Consider the following 22,860-nt stretch of genomic DNA (forward strand, 5'->3'; position numbering starts at 1 on the left):
CTGCGCCTAGCGATCTGGGCGAGTTTGCGGCCTTCCTCTGGGGTTACCGCTCTGACGAACACATCCGGCTTGCGAGCCACCGGCACCACCTCCGTTGGGCAGCATCACCGGTCACCGGCCACGGATCAACCCGCCACCCCGAGCGGTTACCGCATCAACCTTTCCGGACGCGGCACTAGTAGACCTACGCTATGGCCATGCACACAGTGGCCGTCCTGGCCTTGGAGAAGGTCATTCCCTTCGACCTGTCCACTCCGATCGAGGCCTTCGGACAAACCCGACTCCCCGACGGCCGAGCGGCATACCGTGTCCGCGTGTGCGCTGCTACGGCCACCGTCGACGCCGGAACGTTCCTCCTGCAATCGCAGTGGGGTCTGAACGCGCTGGCCGAAGCGGACACCATCGTGCTGCCCGGCTGTGCCGAACCCACCGCGCCGATCCCGGACGAGGTGATCGCTGCCCTGCGTCGGGCCGCCGACGACGGCACCCGCATCGCCTCGATCTGCACCGGCGCGTTCACCCTCGCTGCCACCGGAGTCCTCGACGGGCAGCGCGCCACCACCCACTGGCGTGCCACCGATGCGCTGGCGCAGTGCTATCCGTCGATCGACGTCGACCCGGATGTGCTGTACGTCGACAACGGCCAATTCCTCACCTCAGCAGGCGCATCCGCTGGTTTAGACCTGTGCTTGCACATGATTCGCCGCGACTACGGGTCGGCTGTCGCCGCCGATGCCGCCCGCTTGGCGGTGGTGCCGCTGGAACGCGAAGGCGGCCAAGCCCAGTTCATCGTCCATGACCGGCCGCCCACGCCGTGTGGCTCCACACTCGAACCGGTGCTGCACTGGATGCAGGAAAACGCCGCTGCCGACCTCACGCTCGCAGACATCGCCGAACACTCCCGGATGAGCACGCGAACACTCAACCGACGATTCCGCGAACAAACCGGTACCACGCCGCTGCAATGGCTCCTGCGAGCCCGCGTCCGTCAGGCGCAGCACCTGCTGGAGACCTCCGACCACCCGGTCGAGCGGATCGCCGGGCAGGTGGGGTTTCACTCCCCCACTGCTTTTCGCGACCGCTTCAAGCGCATCACCGGCACCACACCCAACGCCTACAGAGCCGCGTTCCAGACCAGTAACTCGACTGCCGGGCGCTGACTCGCCGTACACCTACCGCCAGTGGCATTCGGCGCGATACTGCTAGTTGGCGTCACATCCGACACCATCGTCGTCCGCGTCGAGCCTGTGTGGGTCACCGGGCGCGACACTGACCGGGCCGGGGTAGTCGGCGCAATCGGTGTCGGGGCCCATTCGCTGAGGCGGCAATCCCGATTGGTCAGGGAGCGCCTTCGTCGGTGTCGGCAATCTGGTCGGCGGCGGCACCGGAGCCGGTTCTGGCACACGCGACTGATCCGGTTCTGGCATATTCGGCGGAACAGGAACAGGAGTGGGCGTTGGTGGAGGTTCGCCGAACCCCGGACACGCGCCCCACACTCCAGCGCTCGACGACTTCGCACCCGCCTCGGCGGCGCTGATCACGGCCCAGTGCTTGTCGTTCGGTGGATATAACACTGCCTCGGCATACCCGGACCGCACCAGCGCCAGGTTCACGAACTCGCCGCTCGCGGTCCACAGGTACAGCAGGTGGCGGCCGGATCCGTCGAGCGGATCCTGGTCGCGCTGCACCCACACGGTCGAACCGACCGGGGCGAGACGAGCGAGTTCGGCGGTCGACTCCGGGCCGAAGCATTGGACCGGCTCGTTCGGGTCTTTCGTTTCCGGAGTATCCACCTCCAACAGTCGCACGGTCACCGTGCTCGTGGAATCGAGCACGGTGCCGGGGGCGACCGCGGCGACTGTCAGAGTGTCGCCATCTACGATGCGGCGCACGATTGCTTCCTGAGCATCTTCCGGTACCGATGGCGGGATGCTAGAGCGGCTCTCGTCGGCCGTGACCGGCGGTGCGGGCACATTGGTGGGCGAACTCGCCTCGACACTCGACGGACTGGTGATCGACGCCGTTGAAGTGGGAACCTCCGCAAAACTGGGAACCTGAACCGGACTGGGAACTTGAACCGAATTCGGGACCTGATTTGCCGTCGGGGTCGGCTGCGGATCCGGCGTCAGGCCGAGGCCGACACCAGCGAGTGCAGCCACACCCGCCACCGCACCGACGACTTTTCCCCTGCTCGACGCTCGATCGTGCACACCGCTCGGAGTACCCCGGATCCATGCCTGATGCCGAGAGTTGGCGTACGCCGCGACCGGCACAGTCGGGGCCGAGGGGGCGCGTCGACCGGATTTGATGAGCAACCAGCCGCACCACGCCGCAACGGCACCGAATACCACCGCTGCCGCAATCACCGTGTCCACGAGCGCGGCAGCAGCGAGCATCGCACCGAGACCGAGGCCCACCCAGGCGAATTTCGTCAGATGCCGCGTGATCATCGCTGGGCGTGCCACGAGGTGGAACTCATGGCGTCCTCCTGTTCAACAGGAACCTACCTATTGAATCGGAAGGAGCGCACCGGCTGTTAGCGACATTCTCGCCATCTCAACAACGCCAGATCTGACCGCGTGGCAGCCCTCGCGGATGGCGGCACCGGCAGATTTCGGGTACGAGTGGAGGTCAACACAGGGGGAACCATGGGGGAACGAAACAGTCCGTCGTCGACGAGTGCGCCGACGAATGAGCGTCGCGTCCGCACCACGCAGGAATGGCTGGCCTACTTCCAGCAGAATGCCGTTCGCCACCGGCCCATTCCGTGGCAATCGACCGACATGGGGGCGAGTCCGGCGGAGATGGCGCCGATTCGCCGTTCGCTGCAGGCCTGGCAGCTCGGGGAAACGTCGGACGGACGCCACCTTGCCGCGTCTGCCGCCCGCTACGCCGCCACCATCGGCGACCCCGCCTACCGCGACGTCATCGACCTGTTCATCTGGGAGGAGCAACGGCACGGCGCGCTGTTGGGTCGAATTCTCGATGACGCGGGAATCCCACGCAGACAAGCCGATTGGGGTGACACGCTGTTTCGTCGGCTGCGACACAGCATCACCGACATCGAGGTCTGGACCACGCCCGTCGTCATGGTCGAAACGCTGGCGATGATCTACTACAACGCGATCCGCCGCGCGACCGGCTCCCCGGTATTACGCGCCGTCTGCGCACAGATCCTCGCCGACGAGGTGCCCCATGTGCAGCTGCAATGCGAGCGCCTCGCCGTTCTGCTGCGCAACCGCTCCCGCACCCGCTTCCACCTCACGATGCTCGCCCACCGCGCCCTGTTCCTCGTCGTCATGCTCCTGGTGTGGGCAGGTCACCACCGCGCCCTCCGCGCCGGCGGCTTCACCTGGCCCCACTACCGTCGCGCCGCCTACGCCAAAATGCGCCGCGCTTGGCAACGCATGGACCCGCAGCGATACGTGTGGACCTGAGGATGGGCAGGCCTGCAATCCGCATCGCAACCGCGGGCGACGAACGAGAACTGGCGGTCATCGACCACGCCACCTGGTCGCCGCAAGTGGCGCCGGTCCCGCTGTGGCCGCTGGAGACACCTTTCTTCAACGACCAGACATCGCCGGGAAATGTACTGGTCGCGCAGGAAGCCGAGCGCATCCTCGGATACGTGAAACTGCGGCCGTCGCCGATGCCGGCGTCTGATGGACATGTTCAGGAGATCAACGGATTCGCCGTCGCACCACAGCATCAAGGGCGCGGGATCGGTCACCTACTGCTCGACGCAGCCCTACAACTGGCCATCGAACGCGACGCTCGACGCATCACCCTCAGAGTTCTGGGCAGCAACACCCGTGCTCAGGCGATCTATCTCGCGCACGGGTACCGCGTCGAAGGTCGGCTCGTCGGCCAGTTCCTGATCCACGACCACTACGTCGACGATGTGCTCATGGCCCGCGAACTTCGCTCCGAGAACGAGGAATGGTCGCGGTAGCGGCGAGTGCTGCCATGCCCGCGATCGCGGCGAGGACGAAGTAGGTGCGGGCGTAGCTGCCGGTCCAGGTCATCAGCATGGTGCCGCCCCACGGGGCGAGTGCCATCACGATCACCATGGGTGCGGACAGCAGGCCGTTGAGGCGGCCGTAGTGGGTGGCGCCCCAGCGTTCGGTGACGGCGGTGGCTTTGACCAGGGTCATGATGCCGCGGACCACGCCGGCGCCGATCGAGAGGGCGATGAGAGCGAATGCTGTTGTGGCACAGCCGAACAGGGCTGTGGCGACGGCGGTTATCGCGAGGGTTCCGACCATGCGGCCGCGGGCGGTGGTGCGGGTGATCAGGGGTAGGTAGCCGATGCGGCCGAGGACCTGTCCGGCACCGCCCAATCCGAGGGTGAGGGCGGCCAGGGACGGGGAGAAGCCGCGTTCGATCAGCAGGGGGACCAGGTTGAAGACCCCGGCGAAGGCCGCGAACGCGCCCAGACTCGAGGCGAGCACGAGCATGGCGAAGGCGGGGCTTCGCGACACTGCCGCATGATCGTCGTCAGCGGGGGTGGCGGCGGTCGGCGGGTCGGGCCATGTGCCGGTCAAGCCGAACAGGTGGGCCGGGATCGTCACGATCGCCAGCACGGCGGTGAGCGTGAGATATGTTGCGCGCCAGTCGGTCTGCTGGACCAGCGCGGCGGTGAGTGGGGCGAACACGGTGCTGGCGAACCCGCCGGACAGGGTGAGGATCATCAACGCTTTGACGTGGTCGGTGCCGAACCAGCGGGTCAGCGCCGCGAACGCGGGCGGGTACAGCACCGCTCCCATCGCGACGCCCGCGGCCAGCCAGCCGGCGAAGAACACGACCGGGTTCGGCGCCAGCGCGACGGCGATCAGCGCGGGCACTGCCAGGACCGACCCCGCGGTCATCACGGTGCGTGGCCCGACGCGATCGATGATCGCGCCGACCGGGATTCCCGTGAGCGCGGCAGCCAGCTGGCTCAGCGAGAACGCCGCGGTGATCATCGGCAGCGACCACCCGGTGTCAGCCGAAATCGACACCGCCAGAACGGGAAACGCGTAGTAGAGGATTCCCCAGCTGGTGATCTCGGTCAGACACAGGGTGATCAGTACCCGTCGACGCAGGCCGGGCCCGATGGACCCGGCCTGCGCGACAATGGTGGCTGTCGACACGTTTCAGCTCAGCGAAGGCGCCGACAACGTCAGAACTTCGGGTGCGGGACTGCAGCAACCACCCGAGCTCTCACCGGACGGTTCGTCGAAAACGCCTGCGCCGCCGCAGACTCCGGTCTCGGGCAGGGTGAGCTCGACGCGGGCGGCAGACTCGTGGTCGCCCACGATCGAGGCGGCGATCGAGCGGACCTGTTCGTAGCCGGTCATCGCCAGGAAGGTCGGGGCGCGGCCGTAGCTCTTCATGCCGACCAGGTAGACGCCGGGTTCGGGGTGTGTCAGTTCGGCGACGCCGTGGGGGTAGACGGTGCCGCAGGAGTGCACGTTCGGGTCGATCAGCGGTGCCAGGCGGACGGGGGCCTGCAGGACGGGGTCCAGTTCCAGGCGCACTTCCGACAGCCAGTCCAGCTCGGGGCGGAAGCCGGTGAGCGCGACGACATTGTCGACGTCGTCGATGCGGCGACCGTCGTCGGCTACCAGTGTCACGCGGCCCTGCGCGTCGGGTTCGATTGCCGCAGTGCGGAATCCGGTCACCACGTCCAGCAGACCGGCGTCGACAGCCTTCTTCGCGCGCAGGCCGAGTGCGCCACGGGCGGGCAGTTCGTCGGCGTCGCCACCACCGAAGGTCGATTCGGCGGAGCCGCGCCGAAGAATCCAGGTCAGCCGGGTGCCGGGCCGCTCCTCCGACAACTGTGCCAGCGCCACGATCGCGCCGAGTGCGGAGTGGCCGCCGCCTGCGATCACCGTGTGCGCGCCGCCGAAGCGGTCGGACTGTTCGGCGGAGTCGATGTCGGGAACGCGGTAGGTCACGGCATCGGATCCACGCTCACCCAGGGCCGGAAGTCCTTCGCCACCAAGCGGATTCGGGCCACCCCAGGTTCCGGAAGCATCGATGACAGCGCGGGCGAGAATACGTTCCTCGGTCCCATCTGACTGACGCAGATGCACAGACAACGGTTCACTGTCCCGCCCGGCATCGACAACCCGGTCACGACCTCGGCGAGCGAGTCCGACCACCTCAGTGTCGTAGCGCACGCAGCCCAGCGCAGCAGCCAATGGGGCCAAGTAGTCGCGAGCCCACTGTTGACCGGTCGGGTACTCCTCGTCGACAGGCGCGACCCACCCGGTCCCGTCGAGCACTCGCCGCGCCGCGGGCGCAACCAACTCAGCCCATCGAGAGAACAACCGCACATGATTCCACTCCGCGACCGCCGCACCGGCGCGCGCCCCACGTTCGAACACCAGCACCTCCACGCCGCGTTCGCGCAGTTCAGCAGCAGCGGCCAACCCCACCGGGCCGGCTCCGACAACGACAACAGGCAGTTCGGTCATCTCGATCTCCATTCATCGACACCCATCGATCCAACAAGTGTGACTGTATCGACAGTCGTCGATGAATGCAACCATTGATCAACGTCGATATAATCGGCCACATGACGTCCCTGGACATGCCCGTCGTGCGCGACCCAGCAACTCCCCGCGTCGACGCACTGGCCGTCGACGACGCCACCACCTACTCCGAATGGTTCGCCTGCCTCGCCGACCCGACACGCATCCAGCTGCTGCACCTGGTAGCCACCCGCCCGACCGGAATCACCGTGCGCGAACTGACCGCCGCCCTGTCCATCACCCAGCCCACGGTCTCGCACCACGTGCGCAAACTGGCCGAAGTCGGTTTCGTCACCACTCACAAGAGCGGAACCTCCACCGTGGTCGCGGTCAACCCGACCTGCTGCACGGGACTGCCCCACGCCGCGGACGCGGTGATGGGCGTGCTCGCGCCACGACCCTGCTGCCCGACCGATCTGCCCGCTGACGTGGCAGTTCGGGCGATGCGCGACGACGACTGGGACGCGGTCCTGCGGATCTACGGCGAAGGCATCGCCACGGGACTTGCCACCTTCACCACCGAAGTTCCCCGCCGCGAGACCCTCGAAGCGCAATGGTTGCCCGACCATCGCTGGGTCGCCGAAATCGACGGCGCGGTCGTCGGCTGGGCCAACCTGAGCCCGACTTCCGCTCGCGACTGCTACGCCGGTGTCGTGGAGAACTCGGTCTACGTCGGCGACGGAATGCGTGGACGTGGCGTCGGCAAGTCACTGCTGCGCACCCAGGTGATGGCCGCCGACGACGCGGGCCTGTGGACGCTGCAAAGCGCGATCTTCCCGGAGAACCGCGCCAGTATCGCCCTGCATCACTCGGCCGGATTCCGAACCGTGGGACTGCGCGAGCGCATCGCGCAGTTGGACGGCGTGTGGCGCGACACCGTTCTGCTCGAACGCCGCAGCGCGAACTCCTGACACCGTTCACCAGACGTTTGCTTGCGCATTGATTCGATATACGTCAATATCGAGGAATGTCTAAGTCGGAGCTGAATCTGACACCGGTCGCGGCCTGTGCCGCGGAGCCGGTCGTCCGCGATCCGCTGACCCCCGCGGAGGCGGTCGAACTGGCCGCGGTGTTCAAAGCACTGTCGGACCCGGTGCGCCTTCGACTGCTGTCGTTGGTCGCCAGCCGCGCGGGCGGGGAGGCGTGCGTGTGCGACATCTCCGACGGTGTCGACGTCAGCCAACCGACCATCTCGCATCACCTCAAAGTGCTGCGCGAAGCCGGACTGCTCACCAGTGAGCGCCGCGCGTCGTGGGTGTACTACCGCGTCGTGCCCGAATCATTCGCCCGCGTTTCCAGCGCGCTGATCACCGAGAGTTCCCACGCATGAGCACCACCACCGCCGACCAACCACCCGTTGTCGGCAAACTTTCCACGCTCGACCGATTCCTGCCGCTGTGGATCGGCGCGGCCATGCTGGCCGGAATCCTGTTGGGGCGCATGGTCCCCGGCCTCGACGACGTACTCGGCGCGATCGAGATCGACGGTGTTTCGCTGCCGATCGCGATCGGCCTGCTGATCATGATGTACCCGGTGCTGGCCAAGGTCCGTTACGACCGCCTCGACTCGGTCACCGGCGACCGCAAGCTGCTGATCGGCTCGCTGGCCTTGAACTGGATCCTTGGCCCGGCGCTGATGTTCGCGCTGGCCTGGATCTTCCTGCCCGACCTGCCCGAATACCGCACCGGTTTGATCATCGTGGGTTTGGCGCGCTGCATCGCCATGGTCATCATCTGGAACGACCTGGCCTGCGGTGATCGCGAAGCCGCCGCGGTGCTGGTGGCGTTGAACTCGGTGTTCCAGGTGTTCATGTTCGCCGTGATGGGCTGGTTCTACCTGTCGGTGCTGCCGGGTTGGCTGGGCTTGGAACAGACCACCATCGACACCTCGCCGTGGCAGATCGCCAAGTCGGTGCTGATCTTCCTGGGCATCCCGCTGGTCGCCGGTTACCTGTCGCGTCGCCTGGGCGAACGGGCCAAGGGCCGCGACTGGTACGAGTCGAAGTTCCTGCCCAAGATCGGGCCGTGGGCGCTGTACGGACTGCTGTTCACGATCGTGGTGCTGTTCGCGCTGCAGGGTAAGCAGATCACCTCCCACCCGCTCGACGTCGCCCGCATCGCCCTGCCGCTGCTGGTGTACTTCGCGGTGATGTGGGGTGGCGGTTACGCGCTGGGCGCGGTCATGGGCCTTGGCTACGCGCGCACCACCACACTGGCCTTCACCGCCGCGGGCAACAACTTCGAACTCGCCATCGCCGTCGCGATCGCCACCTACGGCGCCACTTCGGGTGAAGCGCTGGCCGGTGTGGTCGGGCCGCTGATCGAGGTCCCGGTGCTGGTCGGCTTGGTTTACGTGTCGCTCGCTCTGCGCAAACGCTTCGCCGACCCCGCTCGCCCGGTCGGAGATCCCGCATGAGCTCGGTGCTGTTCGTCTGTGTGAAAAACGGCGGAAAATCGCAGATGGCAGCCGGTTTGATGCGCCACCTGGCCGGTGACCGAGTCCAGGTGCACTCCGCGGGCACCCGCCCCGGCACCGCGGTGAACGAACTCTCCGCGGAGTCACTGCGCGAAATCGGCGTCGACATCACCGGTGAGTCACCCAAACCCATCGACCCAGACTTGCTGCGCAGCGTCGACCTGGTGGTCACCCTCGGCAGCGAAGCGCAGGTCGAACCCGTTCCTGGTGTGCGAATCATCAACTGGGACACCGACGAACCTTCCGAACGCGGTATCGACGGCATCGAACGGATGCGCCTGGTGCGCGACGACATCGAAACCAGGGTTCGGCACCTGCTCGCCGACCTCACCAGCTGAAAGGCATTGCCTCCCATGACAACCAAGCCCAGCGTGCTGTTCGTGTGCGTGCACAACGCAGGCCGTTCCCAGATGGCCCAAGGGTTCCTGACCCACCTCGCCGGTGACGACATCGAGGTCCGTTCCGCAGGCAGCGCGCCCGGCAACGCCCTCAACCCCGCCGCGGTCGAGGCGATGGCCGAACTCGGCATCGACATCACCGCCCAGTCCCCCAAAATCCTCACCCCCGACGCGGTCGAAACCTCCTCGGTCGTGATCACCATGGGCTGCGGCGACGCCTGCCCGTACTTCCCCGGCGTGGATTACCGCGACTGGAAACTCGAGGATCCGGCGGGCAAGGGTGTGGAGTCGGTGCGGCCGATTCGCGACGAGATCAAGAAGCGCATCGAAGACCTGATCGCCGAACTGCTGCCTGCGCGCGCCTGAGCGTTCTGTGGGACACGGCTTCCGCCCCGACCGCTGAGATGCGGTCGGGGCGGTGCTGTATCGAGCAGCATGTGAACTACACCGAGGCGCCCTGCCCGACGATCACACTGCCGTACAAAGTGCGCGCGACAATCCGCACGGTCTCCGACTTGCCCTGCGGGTCAACAGGTTCCGTCAGATTCTGCACGTTGCCGCCCATTGCATTGGCTTCCAGCCGCGCCGCACTACCACGGCGCACACCTACCTCCAGGTCACCCATGGACGTCTCCAAGCGCAGAACCCCGCGCGCGGCATCGTCGACTCGAATGTTGCCCTTGGCGGTTTTCGCGGACACCGAGGCACCCGGATTCTCGACCACGACGTCGCCGGCGGAGACCTCGAGGTCACACTGGCCGAATTCGCCGACGCTCACCAGTCGACCCATGGCCAGGGTCGCGTCGAGCGCGGAACCGGTCGGCACCTCCACGGTCACCGAGAGCGTCGACTTCCCGCTGAACGGCTTCCACGACTTCGGCGTCTCGACCTTCAGCGCGCCGTCGACGAAATCGACCTGAACCTCGTGCGCCGCACGCACATCCGCCTTGTTGGCTGCGTCGGCCGGACGAACGTCGACGACGGTGTCGAGCCGGTCGGAAGCGATCACGGTGACCTCACCGCAGGGCACGTCGACGGTGACGGCGATCGGCTGGGGCGTCTGGAAAGTGGGCATTTGAACTCCTCGGTTGCGTGTCTATACGTAGATGTATACGTACATCGCGTGCTCTCACTATAAGTACATGTATACGTATAGCGCAACCCCTGATTTTCGGACCCGCCCCGAAGCAGGGCTAAGGTGCCGCCAACCTGGCGATATCGGGGGCGTACACGGTCATCCAGTGCGGCCGCAGCCGGTAGTACACAACCTCGTTGTCCCAATCGAACGCGTCATCCCCGTAGAACTCCTTGAAGTACGCAAGCACTTCCGGCCAGTCCGCAGCAGGCTCGCCGCCCAGCGGATTGAGAATCTCCGCCGTGCCGTGCGCGAACACCCCCAAACTCTCACCACGCATGTGCGCAACACTCACCGCTGGCCGCGCAGCAATGTGACGCACCTTCGCGGCCGTACGGGCCGTCCCGAAATACCAACGCCCCCACAGGAAATGCCCGTCCACCCCACTGATCCGCGGCTCACACCTCGCCGTCACAGTCGACAGCGCCAGCGTGCACATCCCGGTGAGCACCCCCACAAGTTCCGCCGCGGTGAGCGTGTTCGCGTCATCGATGATCGACCGCAGATGCGCCGACGCACCCCCGCGCGAGGAGTCGAGCAGTTCCTGAAGCTCAGCGAGGTCTTCCGAAGTTTCCCGCAAGGAGGGCCCTATCTATCCGTGGGTTGGCGAACCGACGAATCCATCCTCGACCAGAAACCTGACGTCTCCTGTCATCTTTCGCCCAGGCGAGCCGTTGTCAGAGGGCGAGCATGGCGGTGGCGACTTGGTCAGCCGCCGCGTGACGCAGAGCGGTGCCCATGTTGTCTAGGACCAGCAGACGGGCCTTGGGGATTTCGTTGGCAAGGGCCTCGCCGTTGCCGACGGGGAAGAACGGGTCGGCGCGGCCGTGGACTACGAGCGTGGGTGTGTCGAGTTCATGCAGACGCTCGCGCCAACGCGGGGTGCAGTCGATGCGTGAAAACACCATGGCGAGTTGATTCGCCTGGTGGACTGCGGGATCGTCCGACGGTGTGCGGTCCCAGATTCGGGCGGCGGTCGCGCGCGCCTGGTCCGGGTCGTTGCCCATCAGTTCGGCTCCCTGGGCGGCGAACTCCGCGACTGCATTCCGATCCGTCCAGTCCGGGCGCGGACGGGAGAACACCGCGCCCATGACTGTCGAGTCGTGGTCAGGCAGGTCCGGGTCGACCATGCCCGGTGCCACCGCTCTGGTGCCGACCAGGGTCAGTGCGGCGAACAGGTCCGGGTGGTCCAGCGCGGTGACCTGCGCGACCATTCCGCCGACGCCGATTCCGCCGAGGTGGGCGGCTTCGGCACCGAGCACCTCGACCAGCGCGGCCGCATCGGCGACGAGATCGCGCAGGTCGTAGGCCGGATTCTGCGGATCACGGGTCGTCGATTCGCCGCAGTCACGCAGGTCGTACCGAATCACGCGCCGCCCGCCCGATGCGAGCCGCTCGCACAGCGCATCGGGCCAGGACAGCATCGTCGGGCCGCCGACCAGCAGGACCAGGGGGTCGTCTTCGTGCCCGAAGCTTTCGATCCCGAGATCTACACCGTTCGCCCGCACCGAGGTCATGCCTGAACTCCTGCCTGTTGGTAGCCCCCACAGATACGGACGACGGGTCGACCCGAAACTCATCGGTGCGACCGAAGACCGGCCCTATGCGGAGCCCACCTCGCAAACCAACATCTCGTTGCCACCTACCTGAAACTCATATTCCACCTGCACAATTCGGCTCTGAGTGCCCGATCGAGACAGGTCGGCGCGCAACTCCTCGAGCTGCGGGTACCGCGCCGACGAACCGACCGGCATCAACGGGAACAGCCGGACCTCGGCGGTTGCGACGCGCACGAGCTCGGTGATCGCCTGGCGATGGAAGTCGTAGTCCAGGTCGTCGGCGTAGCTGAACAGCAGATGCGAGCTCAGTACGAGCTCGAAGCTGTTGTCGGAGAACGGCAGAGCCGGGAGTCTGCCCGCGATATAGCGCTGCGGACAACTGCGACTGTGAGCCACGAATTGCTCTACGGATTGATGCCGGGCACGCCGGTGATCATCCGGGTCCGCGAAGAACGTCCAGCGATACTTGTCCGCCCGCTCACGGATATACCGGTTGCCCCGGTCCGCCTCAGCCATCGCCGCAGCAGCCACCCGCTCGATACCACGGTCGAAATAGGCGATGTCGCAAGCAGTTACATCACCACCCCGGCCCGAAACCTCGGCAGTGAACCCCGCCGCCCCACCCGGACAGTCCAAAATCCTGCGCCCTAGATCCTCCTCGGTGAGCGCGAACATCGCCCGATACTCCGCGAGCGACCGAGAGCTGACGAGAATCTCGCCGATCCCACCGGTTCCGATAGCGGTCATGTCTATTCCTTCCATTCAGGGGACCACCCCGGGACCGGAACAGACGTCGTCACAACACATCTGGCCCCCCACAGGGCGGCCGCGCACAACTCGGTCAGCCGCTAGGTCAACGGCCACCACAGTCGCGCGATCATCATCACCCGGCGATTAGACCACCTGAACGCACCCCTCAGCACGCGAATTTCGCCTGCATAGCGGATCATATGGCGGTGAATCAAGATCTATTGAGGGCTCGAGCGGCGGAATTCGCCGGCAAACTCGAGGTACGGACACCGCAGGTGAAGGTGGCCCGCTTGCCGCGGTGCTGGTTTCCGGATGGGGTGTGGACTCGAGCGCTCGTATGGCAGCCGGTCGTGGCGATCGGTGCCGGATACGACGACTTGACCGAGGCGGAGCAGGAAGCCGCGCTCGCGGCCGCCGTCGTGCGCGCGGATATGGTCAGGGTGTCGATGTGGAAGTACGCCGTCGCGTTCCTCCTGCTGAGCGTGCCTGTTTTCGCGGTCGAGCTCGCGCTGTTCGAAATGTCGGTGTCGATCGTTCCGAACCTCACCATCGTCTTGACGCTGTTCACGGTTGCCTATCTCGGGAGCATGGCAGTCTGGTCCAGGCGCATAATCCACCGCGCGGACGCACACCTGGCAACAGTGCTGGGACGCGAATTCCTCAACCCGCTCTTCGACCTCGAACGCCGCGCCCGCTACCAACGTCGTGGCCTGTTCGGCGCCTTCTGGAGCCTGACCACCCCCGACGAAACCCGCCGCGAACAAGCCATCTCCTACCTGGACAACCGCCCGGTCCCGGCGGCCGCCTGACATGCCTACCGACGAACTGACAGCCGACCCGGACGAACGCCAGATCGCGCGCTACGAACTGGCCAACGACCCAACCGTCACCGGTCACCTTTACAGGTAGGCGAGAGGGGGTCATCAGGCAGCATGACCCCCTCCTGCTCACCCGAGTGGACTGTGCCCCAATAGAACTCGCCCACTGAAGCGGGTCTGCTTCGCGCGGGGCAGTGGGTGGAATTGGACCCCGTGGATGTCTCGGTAGAGGCGTTCGAGGTCGCAGGAGCGGGAGTAGCCTGCGCCGCCGGTGGTTTCGATGGCCAGGCGCAGGGTGGTGATGAGGGCGTCGGCGGCTACGGTTTTGCGGCTCAGGGTGTGGGCGGCGTAGGTGTCGGTGTTGGGGAAGGTGAGGTTGGCGGCGTCGGTGAACATGGCGGTGACGAGGTCTTCGGCGGTGGTGTGGGCGTTGAGCATTTCGCCTGCGGATTGGATGGTGTGGGGTTCGGTGCGGCCTCGCATCAGGTGGGCGGTGAGGTCTACGGCGGCGTCGGCCACGCCGAGATAGGCGGCCAGGATCAGTGGGAGTGCCGCTCCGAGAACCACATTGAGCACCGGCGGCCATGGACCGGCGGGGCGGGTCAGGGAGATCGCGGCTTCGGGGACGAACACGTTGTCGAGCACGACGGTGTGCGATCCGCTGGCGCGCAGGCCGAACGAGTCCCAGGTCTTGTCGATGCTCACGCCGCCGGCGGTCAGCGGGATCGCGAAATGCAGTACCTCGGCGTCGAAACGCACGCTGGTGACCAATACATCGCCGACCTCGCACCCGCTGGCAGGCGCCTTGCGCGCGCTCACCCGGTACCCGCCCTCGACACGTTCGGCGTGCCCGTTGGATTCGACCCAATCCGAGGCCCCGGTGCTCACCAGAATCGCCCCGCCCACCACCTTCGCGAATACCGCCGAGGCGTCGATGCCGTGGTTGTGTCGCCACACCTGCGCGGCCACCAGATGCGAATGCATCGCGAACGCCACCGCCGTGGACGGATCGTGCCTGCCCAGTTCACGCAGGATCGCGCCCATCTCCGCATGGGACGCACCCCCACCGCCGAACTCGACCGGCACCAGCGCCGCCGACAGCCCACTGGACCGCAACCGATCGAACGCGGCCACGGAGATCTCGCCGGTCCGGTCCCGTGCGGGGACCTCGGCGCGCAAGGTTTCACCGATCTCGCGGGCGAGGGCGACCCGGTCGGTGCTGGACGTGGTGTCAGAAATTGTGGAAGTCATGTTTCGAAGGTAGGAAGCGCCGCGATAACCAGATAGTCCAGAAAGTGGACTCCCCCGGTCCAGAAGTTGGACCCCGTCGGCGAGGTGACGATGACAAGCCCAACCCCAGGCTACGGCCAGTACTGCCCGATTTCGCGTGCCCTGGACGTGCTCGGTGAACGGTGGTCGCTGCTGATCCTGCGCGACCTGTTCGTGGGCACGACCCGTTTCAACGACCTCGCGCGCGGCCTGCCGGGTCTGTCGCGCAGCTTGCTCGCCAAGCGTCTGCGCCAGTTCGAACGGGCCGGGCTCATCGAGAAACTCGGCACCGAGCACCTGCTCACCGAGGCGGGCAGGCAGCTCGAACCGATCCTGTTCGGGCTGGGCGAGTGGGGCGCGCGGTGGACGTTCGGCGCACCGCAGGACGAGGAACTGGATGCGGCACTGCTGGTGTGGTGGATGCACGGCCGGGTCGACACCTCCATGCTGCCCGGTCGACGGCAGGTGCTGCAGGTGCGATTCACCGATGACGTGCGCAGGTTCTGGATCGTGGTCGAGGCCGCGGTGCCGTCGGTGTGCGAGACCGACCCCGGTTATCCGGTCGACGTGATCATCGACGCCGATGTCGCCGGCCTGTACGAAGTGTGGCTGGGACGGATGCCGCTGACCCACGCGCAGCGCACCGGCCGGGTCACCTTCACCGGGCCGCCCGCGCTCACTCGTCGGATGCCCGCGGTGTTGAAACTGAGCCCGGTGGCCGGGTATGTCGCTGAATCCGTGCGGCCCGCCCGCGCGTCGTAACACGAAAAGTCGGGGGCCGCAGGGCACCTTTACCTGGAGTCATGAACTGCAGGGAACAAAACGTGGTAGTAATCACTACATGCCGTGTCATGTTGGCAACCGCCGTAACCAAAACGTTAGGGTGCAGAAATGGTTTCGTGATTGGCACAAAACCAGCTCAACCACCAAAACCAGACCAACACAACCCGCCAACACCAACCCCAATCCCACACTTATCCCACACATCACTCATCACCACCCCCGTTGAACCGCTCCAACGCAGGCGTCGAATCCGGAGCCAAAACCGGCCGATCAATGTAATGCATCTCGGTGATCTTCGAACCCTTCCGATGCCCCAACTGCCGACCAGCCTGATCCGCCCCATACTCCGCATCAATGATCGTCGCCACCGTCTTCCGCAACGTCCTCTGCTGCACCCACCCAAACCGAGAACCACGCGCCTCATTCCACGGCGTCCGAATATCGGACGGCAACCGCCACCCACCCGTGCGCGTCGGAAACATCGGCGACTCATCATCGGGCTCCCAGAACGCCGCACCCATCTCCAACACAATCGACACCGCGAACTTCGGCAACACCACCGACCTGTTCCCCTCCGGCCCCGTCTTCGTATGCGCCTGCCGGAACGTGCCACCCTCCCCCTTCGGCCGACGCTTCACCGTCCCAAAAATGTCCAACACCCACGGATCCCCCACCACCTCCGGCCTGTGCACATCACAGCGACGCAACCCCAAAATCTCCCCCGGCCGCGCACCCGTAGCCAACAGCATGTCCAACACCCGCACCAAATGAGGAGCCCGACGCCGACCAGCCTTCGCCCCACCCTCAATCGCCTCACCCAACGAATACGCGCGCAACTGGGCACGCAACTCCACCAACTCGACCATCGTCAACGCACGCACCGACGGCGACGAACCCCTCAACGGTTTCAACGCCATCACCGGATGCGCACCAGGCAAAATCGCACCATGCTGCACCGCCAAATTCATCATCCCTTTCAAAATGATCCTGTGAAGCTTCAACTTCGACTTCGTCCCCCGCGCCAAAATCAATGCCTCATGCGCAGCAACACGCGGAGCCGTCAACTCCCTCACAGACAAACCCGCAAACGCAGTCTTAATCCGCACCGAATCGGGATCCACCCGCCGATCCGGAGTGCCGTCCTTCTTCAACCGTCGCTCAGTCGGGTTGATTTGACCTCTGTACTGTTCAATCGACTCCGCGTCGATCCCTTCATCGCGCTCACATTCAGCCAACCAAAGATCCGCCAGCACCGGGATTTTCGTGTCCGGGGTGATCAACGACGAACCCGGCCCCGCTGACTTGTTCAGTTTGTCGATGTAGCTTTTCAGCGCTGACTTCGCTGCGGACTTGGAGCGCGCTGTCTTTTCCTTCGGCATAATCACGCCGTCAGAGGGGCGACGCCACCGACCACGGGCCCGATACCCCGTCGTCTTCCCTTCCCCGTTCTTGATCTCGGTGTAGCTGATATCCCCCAGCTCCCCTAGTGTGAGCTCTGGGCGGCCAGAACGAACCATGACAGGTCACCCGCTCTATGCTGCGAGGTCGGCGGAGAGCTGGGAGTTCTGCCACGCGGTGACCTCGTCGCGTCGGTACCGCACCATGCGGCCCACACGGACACACCGAGGACCTTTCTGTGGGTGCATCGAGGCCCAGTTCGACAGCGTCTTCGGGGAAAACCTGGTTGCCGCCGCGACCTCGTCGCGGGTCATCCACTCAGCTTCGGTTTCACGCATGATACGTCCTCCTGGGTTGAAAGTGCCGGTTAACCTGCAGGCGACGCGCACCGTAGCCGTCACGCGCACCTTTCAGGGTTCGTTGCATGATACTCGAAGTGCCATGCTTTGCACCACAGGCGCGGGACATCACGGGCACCTACGGGACCTTCCGGGACCCACACCCCCCGTGACCCAGTAACGCCACCTCCCCTGACATGCGACAATCCCCCCGAAAGCAGCGTCACCCCAACACATCCTGAGGAACGCCATGACCAACCCCCACTCACCGAAACCCGCCCAGGCAAACCGCAACCCCTGGTGGGCTGGTGTCCTGGTCGTCGGGTTTGTGGTCTTCATGATCGGGCGCGACGGAGACGGCAGTTTCGGCGATATCAGCGCCGGCGGATGGGTGACGTTCCTTCTGGTGTTCGGTGTGCCGGCGGTGCTGCTGTGGCTGATCGTCCGGGCGTTGTGGCGGGTCGGGAAACCGGTCCAGGAGCAGGTTGTGTTCGTTGCCCCGCAGGAACTCCCTGTTGTCGAGCAGGTGGCGCCAACAGGGCCGAAGGCGCCGCCGTCGGGTTGGTACTCCAGCCCTGACGGTGACGGTGAGCAATGGTGGGATGGGTTCGCCTGGTCTGAGCACCGTCGTCGACCGAACTAACCCCGGACATGACAAAAGCTGCCCCCAACCTGTGAAAGGTTGGGGGCAGCTTCGTGCTTGGGGTTAGGTGACGCGAACCCAGGACCCGGAGCCGGTGAGGAGTTGCATCCCGCCGGAACCGGTCTTGATCGCTTCGAGGGTGATGATGTCGCCAGCAACCACGTCCGCGGTCGTGGAAACCGACACGTTGCCGGTGGCTCCAGCCGAAATGGCCGTCGGTGTGCCAGTGACCAGGACCGTGCCGCCGTTGACTTTCAGTCGCAGCGTGACCGACTGGGAGACAACGTTCTGGTTTTGGACCGAAACCGTCGAGGCCACGGTCGCACCAGTCTTGCCGCCCTGGACCACAACACCGTGAGTGGTGACCGTGGACCCTGGGTAAGCGCCTGTGTCGGCGGTCCAGTTCTGAATGAGGGCGTACGAGGTCGCCAACGCTTGGGCTGACCCGGACTTGTTCATACCCGAGGGCAGGAAGTTCACCGCGACCGCACCCAGGGCGCCTGCTGCAGTGAACGGTGCTGTCGTGGACGAGGTCGTCGTGCCGGACAGGTTCGCGCTGGCGGTGAACGGTGCCGTCGTCGTGCCGCGGGTGGAGGTCGAAAGTCCTGCCGTGGCAGTGAACTCGGCGAGTGCAGCCGGGGCCGAGGAGGCGGTGAGCGTGCCTTCCGTGGCCTGTGGTGCGACCGCCTGGCTGGTCGGGATCAGCAGTGCACCCTCGGCGGAGAACGGTGCCGATAGTGCTGCGGCCTGGGCACCGGACGGTGTGCCGACAGCGGTGAATGGTGCTGTGGTCGAAGGGGTAGCGGTCGCACCCAGCAAGCCGGTCGCGGACGAGTTGGCGTCGACCCGGTCGGTCGGGACCACGAACACACCCTCGGTCGTGAAGACCGCGGCCAGTGCCGGTGCCGACGTTGCGGTGACAGTCCCGGTTGTGGTGAACGGTGCGGTGGTCGCCAAAACCACTGTTGCGGTGAGGGTGCCTTCGGCGGTGGACGCTGCGATGGGCGGCGGCACGTACATCCGGGACGGCAGTCGCGCCCGTGTTCCGGTCGGAAGCGCGCTGGTGCTGGTGCTGGTGCCGGGGGTGGCCGCGACCCATCGGGTTCCGGTGGGCAGCGGGGCCGACATCAGCTCACCGAGAAGGAGGGGGTGACCTTGATGGTGCCCGCGCTGCCGAGGGTGATGCTCGGTGCCAAGGCGCACTTGTCGTGGAAGGTGCCCGCAGTGTTCGCCGACCACAGGCCGGCGTAGGCGAACGATCCTGCGGGTGCGTTGAAGGTCAGCTCGGCCATGGTCAGTGCGCCGCCGGAGCCTGAGGACCAGGTGCCTTGGACGCGGGCGTAGGAACCGCCGGTGGCTTCGCCGGTGCCGGTGCTGCCGGGGTCGGAGGTGTGCAGGGAAACCCAGACGGTGGAGCCGCCGTTGAGTCCTTTGTAGGCGTCGGCCAACACTTGGCGTGTGGCAGCTACAGCAATTGCCATGATTTATCAGTCCTGTCGGGCCACTTGGCCCCGATACCAGACGAAATCCTTGCCGTCCGAGTAGTGGACGTAGATGCGGAAATGCGCTGGGATGGTGATGGTGTCGGACACTTCGGAGTGGATTAGCCAGGTCACCCAGTAGGTGGTGACGGTGGCGGTCCAGGTGCCGATGACCGTGTTGGCTTCGTCGTAGATGACGATTTCGCAGGTTGTTCCTGCGGGGATGAAACTGCCGTCGGGGACGTCGATTTGGTGGTGGAAGTCTTGCCCGGTGACCAGCAGCAGAGTTTCGATTTGTGGTTCGTTGCCGAGCATTCGGCCCTCCCGTGTTGGGGGTTAGATTCCGATGCCGGAGTAGATTCGGACGTCGTCGAATTTGACGGAGTCGGAGCCGTTACGGCGGACACGCAAGCCCGCATAGGCATTGGTGTGTGGAACTACGTTGTGGACATTGCCCGCATACAATTTGGGGATGCCGTTGACTTCGAGCCAGGACATTTCGTCGTAGACGGTGAAGGTGAGAGTGTCGCCGTCAGCGATCGCTACACCGCCGTCTTGGAAATCGAAGAATCCCGGTGTGCCGTTGACGGAGGACGTCATTCGTGCGAGGTAGACGTGGTTGTTGAATACGTTCGCGACTAGTGCTTGGTCGCCGGCGGCGTTGCAGAACAGCATGAGCGAGCCGTCGACGCCGGAGGGGTTTCGGACAACGCATTCGATGCGGGCGCGGCCGTCGAGGTTGCCGACGTTGCGGATCAATCCGACACTGTTGTTGTTTGTGCCGGTGTGGGTGTACCGGTTGGAGACGATCCCGGCGTCGGTGCCCAGTTGGGTCCACCCGTTGTCTGCGGCGCCGTCAGCCCTGTTGAAGTCGTCGTAAAAGACTGTCGACCAGACCGATTTCGGGGGAACTGTGCCGGGTCGGTCGTAGTGGTTCACGTGGCGTACATAGGTGTTGCAGTACGACCGGTTCATGAACCGCATGCATCGACGGCCGGGTCCGAGTTTCCATCCCGGCGAGATCATGGACGAACCGACGTAAGTGTTGTTCAGCCAGATACGCGCGTACTCGTCGTTCTCGATCCAGATGCGGATGTTCAGGTCACGGCCGATGAAGTTGCCGCCAGGAGCTGGCCAAGATCGCCGATTCTGAATCGGCGACCACATCGATGGGACTTCACCCGTCTGGATGTAGTCACCACCGCCGAGCTCGTGGTAGAGCCAGACTCCGAAAACATTTTGAAATGTGGCTGCTACGTTCACCCAGGTGTTGGTGAATCCCATCATGAAAATCTGGTTGTCAATACCCTCGACGGGGTAATAGATATTCGCCTCAAAACCCCAATTTGGTGTGAACGGCATCCATTCATAGCTGGGGCCACGGCCGTCGTCGTTAACGATCTGCTGGGTACACACCAACTCTTCGAGGGCATTGATAAACGACTCACCACCGCCGAGGTGTTTCCACGGGTGCTGCAACGGGTTTTGTGGCGGTCGCTGGAACGAGTCGGACCACCCTGCCCACGCCCGCGGCAGGTTCCGTCGGATCAGGAAGCTCACGAGGGCTCGTCCTCCACAACACCGCTGATAGTGGCGTCGGGGAAGTCGACGAGTGTGCGGCGCATCGCCTCAAGCGACTGGCGTTTACCGCGGAGCCCGAGGCGGTCCTGCGGATGGACAGCAGCGCGAATGGCTGGGTCGCCGGAGTTGATGCGCGCGATAGCGCGGTCGATGACCGGCACCGCGTCGGCGGCAGGGGTCATGTCGAACACCAAGTCGAGTGACTCGACGTCGAAAACCATGCACCATACCGGCAATTGGATGTCCGCGACGCCGACGTGCTCGTAGACGGAGCCGCCGGCGGCGACGAGTTCGAATTCTTTCATTACGGGATCTCCGGGATTTCGAATACGCCGAACACGAGCGGCTGAAAGACTTGTGGCGCAACGGATCCCGTGATGGACGTGACGTTCCAATAGAGGCGTTCACGGTGCTCGACCGGCAGACCGAGCGGCCAGGACCAAGAGGCGCGGTTGACACCGGCGGCCATGGTCAGCGTGTCCAGGACCGTCGAAACGGTGTTGGTGGCGTTCCATTTCCGCAGTTCGAATGTGAGCCCGTTGGGTTGGCTCAGAAGGGCGACGTGTAGGTCGGTGATGAGGCGGTTCAGGCCCGGGGGGACGTTTTGAACGAGCCCGATCAAGAGCTCGTTGACGCCGAGGGTGACCGCAGCCGTAGAGACGACGCATTCGGTCTCCCAGTATGCGGCGGCTTGAAATGCTGCTGCTGCTGTGACTTCAGCGACGGCTGCAGCGTTTGCCGCGGCCTCCGATGTCGTGACGGCGAGGTCTGCGTGGCCTTCTACGACATCGATCGCGTCGTAGGCGCCGTCGATGCGGGACCTGACCTCGGTGCCGTGGGTGCCATGGGCGTTGCCGTAGGAGACCTTCGCGCCCGCTTTCAGCGAGGTTTCGACATCCTCCGATGTCATCGCCTGAAAGTCGTTGAAGTCGCCGGGATTCAGCGACCCATTCGGGGACGGTTCATTGGGGGCGGTCACCGAGGATCACCCCCTTCACGGATATTCAGATGTCGTTGGAGATCTCTGACGGGATAGGCGGCGGTGGTGGTGAGGTGACGTGCAGCTGAATGAAAGCCAGCAGGTCCTTCACGTAGTCGGTGAGGATGTCGATGCGGCGCACGTCGCGGTAATGTTGGGCGACGTCTTCGGCGTGCTGGGTTTCCAACTTCGCGATCCGGTCCCGCAACGAGGCTTGCTCGGCCGTGATCGGTGCCAACACCGCGGTGAAGTCGGCACGCTGGGATTCCAGCGTGCGCGACTTCGGAGCCACGAAACCGATCAGGATGCCCACGACCGCCGTCACCGCAGGGATGATGACGGGCCACATAGATCAGCCCAGGGATGGGGTCTTGGCCGCGGCGACACCGAGGCCCAGTGCGGTTGCCACGACAGCGATTACCGCTGATGCCTGGGAGTCGTCGAGGATCCCGTAGGTGATCAGGACCGGCTGGGCGACACCGAGGACGCCGTACAGCCACGTCCGCCAAGTCGCCGTCGAGTTCGCGCCCGCGACAGTGAAGCCCAGGACCGCCGCAGCGACCGAACCCCACAAGGCGACATTGGAATCGTTGAGCAGCCCGAGGGTGACGAGCAGGACCTGCACAGGCGCCAAAAGCGTGTACAGGCTGGCGCGGGCCTCAGCAGTGAGGTCGCGGAGAGAGTCGAAAGACATGGAGATACCTCGTTAGGTAGTCGAGATGAGACGCGCCACGG

At 65.1% G+C, this 22,860-nt stretch carries 30 protein-coding genes; 12 read left to right on the forward strand and 18 right to left on the reverse strand.

Annotated features, from left to right (window positions below):
* The first annotated feature begins 197 nt into the window (after positions 1–197).
* Entirely contained in the window at positions 198–1,160 is a 963-nt protein-coding gene (locus ACFWU5_RS16010) for a GlxA family transcriptional regulator (RefSeq protein ID WP_379267689.1), read from the forward strand.
* A 42-nt stretch (positions 1,161–1,202) separates the two neighbouring features.
* On the opposite strand, the gene ACFWU5_RS16015 is transcribed toward ACFWU5_RS16010, so the two are convergent.
* Positions 1,203–1,892, reverse strand: a complete 690-nt coding sequence (locus ACFWU5_RS16015; protein ID WP_379267690.1) for a thermonuclease family protein — start codon at positions 1,890–1,892, stop codon at positions 1,203–1,205.
* Between the two features lie 37 nt (positions 1,893–1,929).
* Between ACFWU5_RS16015 and ACFWU5_RS16020 the strand changes: the two genes are divergently transcribed.
* The 3 genes from ACFWU5_RS16020 (at position 1,930) to ACFWU5_RS16030 (ending at position 3,952) form a co-directional block, all read left to right on the forward strand.
* Positions 1,930–2,058 (forward strand): hypothetical protein, encoded by a 129-nt coding sequence (locus ACFWU5_RS16020; RefSeq protein ID WP_379267691.1) that lies wholly within the window; start codon positions 1,930–1,932, stop codon positions 2,056–2,058.
* Between the two features lie 590 nt (positions 2,059–2,648).
* On the forward strand, positions 2,649–3,437 hold the full coding sequence (locus ACFWU5_RS16025; protein WP_379267692.1) for a ferritin-like domain-containing protein: 789 nt from the start codon (positions 2,649–2,651) through the stop codon (positions 3,435–3,437).
* 2 nt (positions 3,438–3,439) lie between these two features.
* Positions 3,440–3,952, forward strand: a complete 513-nt coding sequence (locus ACFWU5_RS16030; protein ID WP_379267693.1) for a GNAT family N-acetyltransferase — start codon at positions 3,440–3,442, stop codon at positions 3,950–3,952.
* On the opposite strand, the gene ACFWU5_RS16035 is transcribed toward ACFWU5_RS16030, so the two are convergent.
* Together ACFWU5_RS16035 and ACFWU5_RS16040 are read right to left on the reverse strand one after the other, a co-directional pair.
* Positions 3,906–5,132 (reverse strand): MFS transporter, encoded by a 1,227-nt coding sequence (locus ACFWU5_RS16035; RefSeq protein WP_379267694.1) that lies wholly within the window; start codon positions 5,130–5,132, stop codon positions 3,906–3,908. The two genes, ACFWU5_RS16030 and ACFWU5_RS16035, sit on opposite strands and share 47 nt — an antisense overlap.
* Positions 5,133–5,135: 3 nt before the next feature.
* Positions 5,136–6,461 (reverse strand): FAD-dependent oxidoreductase, encoded by a 1,326-nt coding sequence (locus tag ACFWU5_RS16040; protein WP_379267695.1) that lies wholly within the window; start codon positions 6,459–6,461, stop codon positions 5,136–5,138.
* Positions 6,462–6,562: 101 nt separating this feature from the next.
* Between ACFWU5_RS16040 and ACFWU5_RS16045 the strand changes: the two genes are divergently transcribed.
* Genes ACFWU5_RS16045 through ACFWU5_RS16065 form a run of 5 tightly spaced genes read left to right on the forward strand, consistent with a single transcriptional unit; the run spans position 6,563 to position 9,757 of the window.
* Positions 6,563–7,429 carry a helix-turn-helix domain-containing GNAT family N-acetyltransferase gene (locus ACFWU5_RS16045; RefSeq protein WP_379267696.1) on the forward strand — a complete coding sequence of 289 codons (867 nt, stop codon included), beginning with the start codon at positions 6,563–6,565 and terminating at the stop codon, positions 7,427–7,429.
* Positions 7,430–7,485: 56 nt separating this feature from the next.
* Entirely contained in the window at positions 7,486–7,848 is a 363-nt protein-coding gene (locus tag ACFWU5_RS16050) for an ArsR/SmtB family transcription factor (RefSeq protein ID WP_379241933.1), read from the forward strand.
* A complete protein-coding gene (gene arsB, locus ACFWU5_RS16055) occupies positions 7,845–8,933 on the forward strand; it encodes an ACR3 family arsenite efflux transporter (protein WP_379267697.1) in 1,089 nt (362 codons plus the stop codon). Before ACFWU5_RS16050 ends, arsB begins: the two co-directional genes overlap by 4 nt.
* Positions 8,930–9,331: a low molecular weight phosphatase family protein gene (locus ACFWU5_RS16060; RefSeq protein WP_379267698.1), complete on the forward strand. Its 402-nt coding sequence runs from the start codon at positions 8,930–8,932 to the stop codon at positions 9,329–9,331. The genes arsB and ACFWU5_RS16060 overlap by 4 nt, the downstream gene beginning before the upstream one ends.
* A 15-nt stretch (positions 9,332–9,346) precedes the next feature.
* Positions 9,347–9,757 (forward strand): arsenate reductase ArsC, encoded by a 411-nt coding sequence (locus ACFWU5_RS16065; protein ID WP_379241930.1) that lies wholly within the window; start codon positions 9,347–9,349, stop codon positions 9,755–9,757.
* Positions 9,758–9,833: 76 nt separating this feature from the next.
* Here the strand turns inward: ACFWU5_RS16065 and ACFWU5_RS16070 are convergent, their stop codons facing one another.
* From ACFWU5_RS16070 to ACFWU5_RS16085, 4 genes are all read right to left on the reverse strand, one after another.
* Positions 9,834–10,466: a GIN domain-containing protein gene (locus ACFWU5_RS16070; protein ID WP_379267699.1), complete on the reverse strand. Its 633-nt coding sequence runs from the start codon at positions 10,464–10,466 to the stop codon at positions 9,834–9,836.
* A 118-nt stretch (positions 10,467–10,584) separates the two neighbouring features.
* On the reverse strand, positions 10,585–11,106 hold the full coding sequence (locus tag ACFWU5_RS16075; protein WP_379267700.1) for a pyridoxamine 5'-phosphate oxidase family protein: 522 nt from the start codon (positions 11,104–11,106) through the stop codon (positions 10,585–10,587).
* Between the two features lie 97 nt (positions 11,107–11,203).
* Positions 11,204–12,043 (reverse strand): alpha/beta fold hydrolase, encoded by an 840-nt coding sequence (locus tag ACFWU5_RS16080; RefSeq protein WP_379267701.1) that lies wholly within the window; start codon positions 12,041–12,043, stop codon positions 11,204–11,206.
* A gap of 84 nt (positions 12,044–12,127) precedes the next feature.
* A complete protein-coding gene (locus ACFWU5_RS16085) occupies positions 12,128–12,760 on the reverse strand; it encodes a hypothetical protein (RefSeq protein ID WP_379241926.1) in 633 nt (210 codons plus the stop codon).
* Between the two features lie 281 nt (positions 12,761–13,041).
* On the opposite strand from ACFWU5_RS16085, the gene ACFWU5_RS16090 reads away from it, so the two are divergent.
* Positions 13,042–13,644, forward strand: coding sequence for a hypothetical protein (locus ACFWU5_RS16090; protein WP_379267702.1), 603 nt, complete (start codon positions 13,042–13,044; stop codon positions 13,642–13,644).
* A gap of 138 nt (positions 13,645–13,782) precedes the next feature.
* Here the strand turns inward: ACFWU5_RS16090 and ACFWU5_RS16095 are convergent, their stop codons facing one another.
* On the reverse strand, positions 13,783–14,904 hold the full coding sequence (locus ACFWU5_RS16095) for an acyl-CoA dehydrogenase family protein (RefSeq protein WP_379267703.1): 1,122 nt from the start codon (positions 14,902–14,904) through the stop codon (positions 13,783–13,785).
* Between the two features lie 90 nt (positions 14,905–14,994).
* Here ACFWU5_RS16095 and ACFWU5_RS16100 point away from each other — a divergent pair, with 90 nt between their 5' ends.
* Positions 14,995–15,684, forward strand: coding sequence for a winged helix-turn-helix transcriptional regulator (locus ACFWU5_RS16100; protein ID WP_379267704.1), 690 nt, complete (start codon positions 14,995–14,997; stop codon positions 15,682–15,684).
* 224 nt (positions 15,685–15,908) lie between these two features.
* On the opposite strand, the gene ACFWU5_RS16105 is transcribed toward ACFWU5_RS16100, so the two are convergent.
* Both ACFWU5_RS16105 and ACFWU5_RS16110 read right to left on the reverse strand, forming a co-directional pair.
* Positions 15,909–17,084, reverse strand: a complete 1,176-nt coding sequence (locus ACFWU5_RS16105; RefSeq protein WP_379267705.1) for a tyrosine-type recombinase/integrase — start codon at positions 17,082–17,084, stop codon at positions 15,909–15,911.
* A gap of 153 nt (positions 17,085–17,237) precedes the next feature.
* A complete protein-coding gene (locus tag ACFWU5_RS16110) occupies positions 17,238–17,441 on the reverse strand; it encodes a helix-turn-helix transcriptional regulator (protein WP_379267706.1) in 204 nt (67 codons plus the stop codon).
* A 250-nt stretch (positions 17,442–17,691) separates the two neighbouring features.
* On the opposite strand from ACFWU5_RS16110, the gene ACFWU5_RS16115 reads away from it, so the two are divergent.
* Positions 17,692–18,084: a hypothetical protein gene (locus tag ACFWU5_RS16115; RefSeq protein ID WP_379267707.1), complete on the forward strand. Its 393-nt coding sequence runs from the start codon at positions 17,692–17,694 to the stop codon at positions 18,082–18,084.
* A gap of 63 nt (positions 18,085–18,147) precedes the next feature.
* Here the strand turns inward: ACFWU5_RS16115 and ACFWU5_RS16120 are convergent, their stop codons facing one another.
* The 8 genes from ACFWU5_RS16120 to ACFWU5_RS16155 are packed head-to-tail and all read right to left on the reverse strand — an operon-like array spanning position 18,148 to position 22,819.
* Entirely contained in the window at positions 18,148–19,212 is a 1,065-nt protein-coding gene (locus ACFWU5_RS16120; protein ID WP_379267708.1) for a hypothetical protein, read from the reverse strand.
* Positions 19,212–19,565 carry a hypothetical protein gene (locus tag ACFWU5_RS16125; protein WP_379267709.1) on the reverse strand — a complete coding sequence of 118 codons (354 nt, stop codon included), beginning with the start codon at positions 19,563–19,565 and terminating at the stop codon, positions 19,212–19,214. The genes ACFWU5_RS16120 and ACFWU5_RS16125 overlap by 1 nt, the downstream gene beginning before the upstream one ends.
* Positions 19,566–19,571: 6 nt before the next feature.
* Positions 19,572–19,880, reverse strand: a complete 309-nt coding sequence (locus ACFWU5_RS16130; RefSeq protein ID WP_379267710.1) for a hypothetical protein — start codon at positions 19,878–19,880, stop codon at positions 19,572–19,574.
* 21 nt (positions 19,881–19,901) lie between these two features.
* Positions 19,902–21,125 carry a hypothetical protein gene (locus ACFWU5_RS16135; protein ID WP_379267711.1) on the reverse strand — a complete coding sequence of 408 codons (1,224 nt, stop codon included), beginning with the start codon at positions 21,123–21,125 and terminating at the stop codon, positions 19,902–19,904.
* On the reverse strand, positions 21,122–21,451 hold the full coding sequence (locus ACFWU5_RS16140) for a hypothetical protein (RefSeq protein WP_379267712.1): 330 nt from the start codon (positions 21,449–21,451) through the stop codon (positions 21,122–21,124). The genes ACFWU5_RS16135 and ACFWU5_RS16140 overlap by 4 nt, the downstream gene beginning before the upstream one ends.
* Positions 21,451–22,125: a hypothetical protein gene (locus tag ACFWU5_RS16145; protein WP_379267713.1), complete on the reverse strand. Its 675-nt coding sequence runs from the start codon at positions 22,123–22,125 to the stop codon at positions 21,451–21,453. The genes ACFWU5_RS16140 and ACFWU5_RS16145 overlap by 1 nt, the downstream gene beginning before the upstream one ends.
* 25 nt (positions 22,126–22,150) lie before the next feature.
* Positions 22,151–22,450: a hypothetical protein gene (locus ACFWU5_RS16150; protein WP_379267714.1), complete on the reverse strand. Its 300-nt coding sequence runs from the start codon at positions 22,448–22,450 to the stop codon at positions 22,151–22,153.
* 27 nt (positions 22,451–22,477) lie between these two features.
* Positions 22,478–22,819, reverse strand: coding sequence for a hypothetical protein (locus ACFWU5_RS16155; protein WP_379267715.1), 342 nt, complete (start codon positions 22,817–22,819; stop codon positions 22,478–22,480).
* Between the last annotated feature and the right edge of the window lie 41 nt (positions 22,820–22,860).

It is taken from the genome of Nocardia sp. NPDC058640 (assembly GCF_042716995.1).
In the GTDB taxonomy this organism is placed as follows: domain Bacteria; phylum Actinomycetota; class Actinomycetes; order Mycobacteriales; family Mycobacteriaceae; genus Nocardia.

Coding starts and splice junctions, on each gene's coding strand:
- ACFWU5_RS16010 (WP_379267689.1), top strand. CDS start 198: ATGCACACAGTGGCCGTCCTGGCCTTGGAGAAGGTCATTCCCTTCGAC.
- ACFWU5_RS16020 (WP_379267691.1), top strand. CDS start 1,930: ATGCTAGAGCGGCTCTCGTCGGCCGTGACCGGCGGTGCGGGCACATTG.
- ACFWU5_RS16025 (WP_379267692.1), top strand. CDS start 2,649: ATGGGGGAACGAAACAGTCCGTCGTCGACGAGTGCGCCGACGAATGAG.
- ACFWU5_RS16030 (WP_379267693.1), top strand. CDS start 3,440: ATGGGCAGGCCTGCAATCCGCATCGCAACCGCGGGCGACGAACGAGAA.
- ACFWU5_RS16040 (WP_379267695.1), bottom strand. CDS start 6,461: ATGACCGAACTGCCTGTTGTCGTTGTCGGAGCCGGCCCGGTGGGGTTG.
- ACFWU5_RS16045 (WP_379267696.1), top strand. CDS start 6,563: ATGACGTCCCTGGACATGCCCGTCGTGCGCGACCCAGCAACTCCCCGC.
- ACFWU5_RS16050 (WP_379241933.1), top strand. CDS start 7,486: ATGTCTAAGTCGGAGCTGAATCTGACACCGGTCGCGGCCTGTGCCGCG.
- arsB (WP_379267697.1), top strand. CDS start 7,845: ATGAGCACCACCACCGCCGACCAACCACCCGTTGTCGGCAAACTTTCC.
- ACFWU5_RS16060 (WP_379267698.1), top strand. CDS start 8,930: ATGAGCTCGGTGCTGTTCGTCTGTGTGAAAAACGGCGGAAAATCGCAG.
- ACFWU5_RS16065 (WP_379241930.1), top strand. CDS start 9,347: ATGACAACCAAGCCCAGCGTGCTGTTCGTGTGCGTGCACAACGCAGGC.
- ACFWU5_RS16070 (WP_379267699.1), bottom strand. CDS start 10,466: ATGCCCACTTTCCAGACGCCCCAGCCGATCGCCGTCACCGTCGACGTG.
- ACFWU5_RS16080 (WP_379267701.1), bottom strand. CDS start 12,043: ATGACCTCGGTGCGGGCGAACGGTGTAGATCTCGGGATCGAAAGCTTC.
- ACFWU5_RS16085 (WP_379241926.1), bottom strand. CDS start 12,760: ATGTTCGCGCTCACCGAGGAGGATCTAGGGCGCAGGATTTTGGACTGT.
- ACFWU5_RS16095 (WP_379267703.1), bottom strand. CDS start 14,904: ATGACTTCCACAATTTCTGACACCACGTCCAGCACCGACCGGGTCGCC.
- ACFWU5_RS16100 (WP_379267704.1), top strand. CDS start 14,995: ATGACAAGCCCAACCCCAGGCTACGGCCAGTACTGCCCGATTTCGCGT.
- ACFWU5_RS16105 (WP_379267705.1), bottom strand. CDS start 17,084: ATGCCGAAGGAAAAGACAGCGCGCTCCAAGTCCGCAGCGAAGTCAGCG.
- ACFWU5_RS16110 (WP_379267706.1), bottom strand. CDS start 17,441: ATGCGTGAAACCGAAGCTGAGTGGATGACCCGCGACGAGGTCGCGGCG.
- ACFWU5_RS16115 (WP_379267707.1), top strand. CDS start 17,692: ATGACCAACCCCCACTCACCGAAACCCGCCCAGGCAAACCGCAACCCC.
- ACFWU5_RS16120 (WP_379267708.1), bottom strand. CDS start 19,212: ATGTCGGCCCCGCTGCCCACCGGAACCCGATGGGTCGCGGCCACCCCC.
- ACFWU5_RS16125 (WP_379267709.1), bottom strand. CDS start 19,565: ATGGCAATTGCTGTAGCTGCCACACGCCAAGTGTTGGCCGACGCCTAC.
- ACFWU5_RS16130 (WP_379267710.1), bottom strand. CDS start 19,880: ATGCTCGGCAACGAACCACAAATCGAAACTCTGCTGCTGGTCACCGGG.
- ACFWU5_RS16140 (WP_379267712.1), bottom strand. CDS start 21,451: ATGAAAGAATTCGAACTCGTCGCCGCCGGCGGCTCCGTCTACGAGCAC.
- ACFWU5_RS16155 (WP_379267715.1), bottom strand. CDS start 22,819: ATGTCTTTCGACTCTCTCCGCGACCTCACTGCTGAGGCCCGCGCCAGC.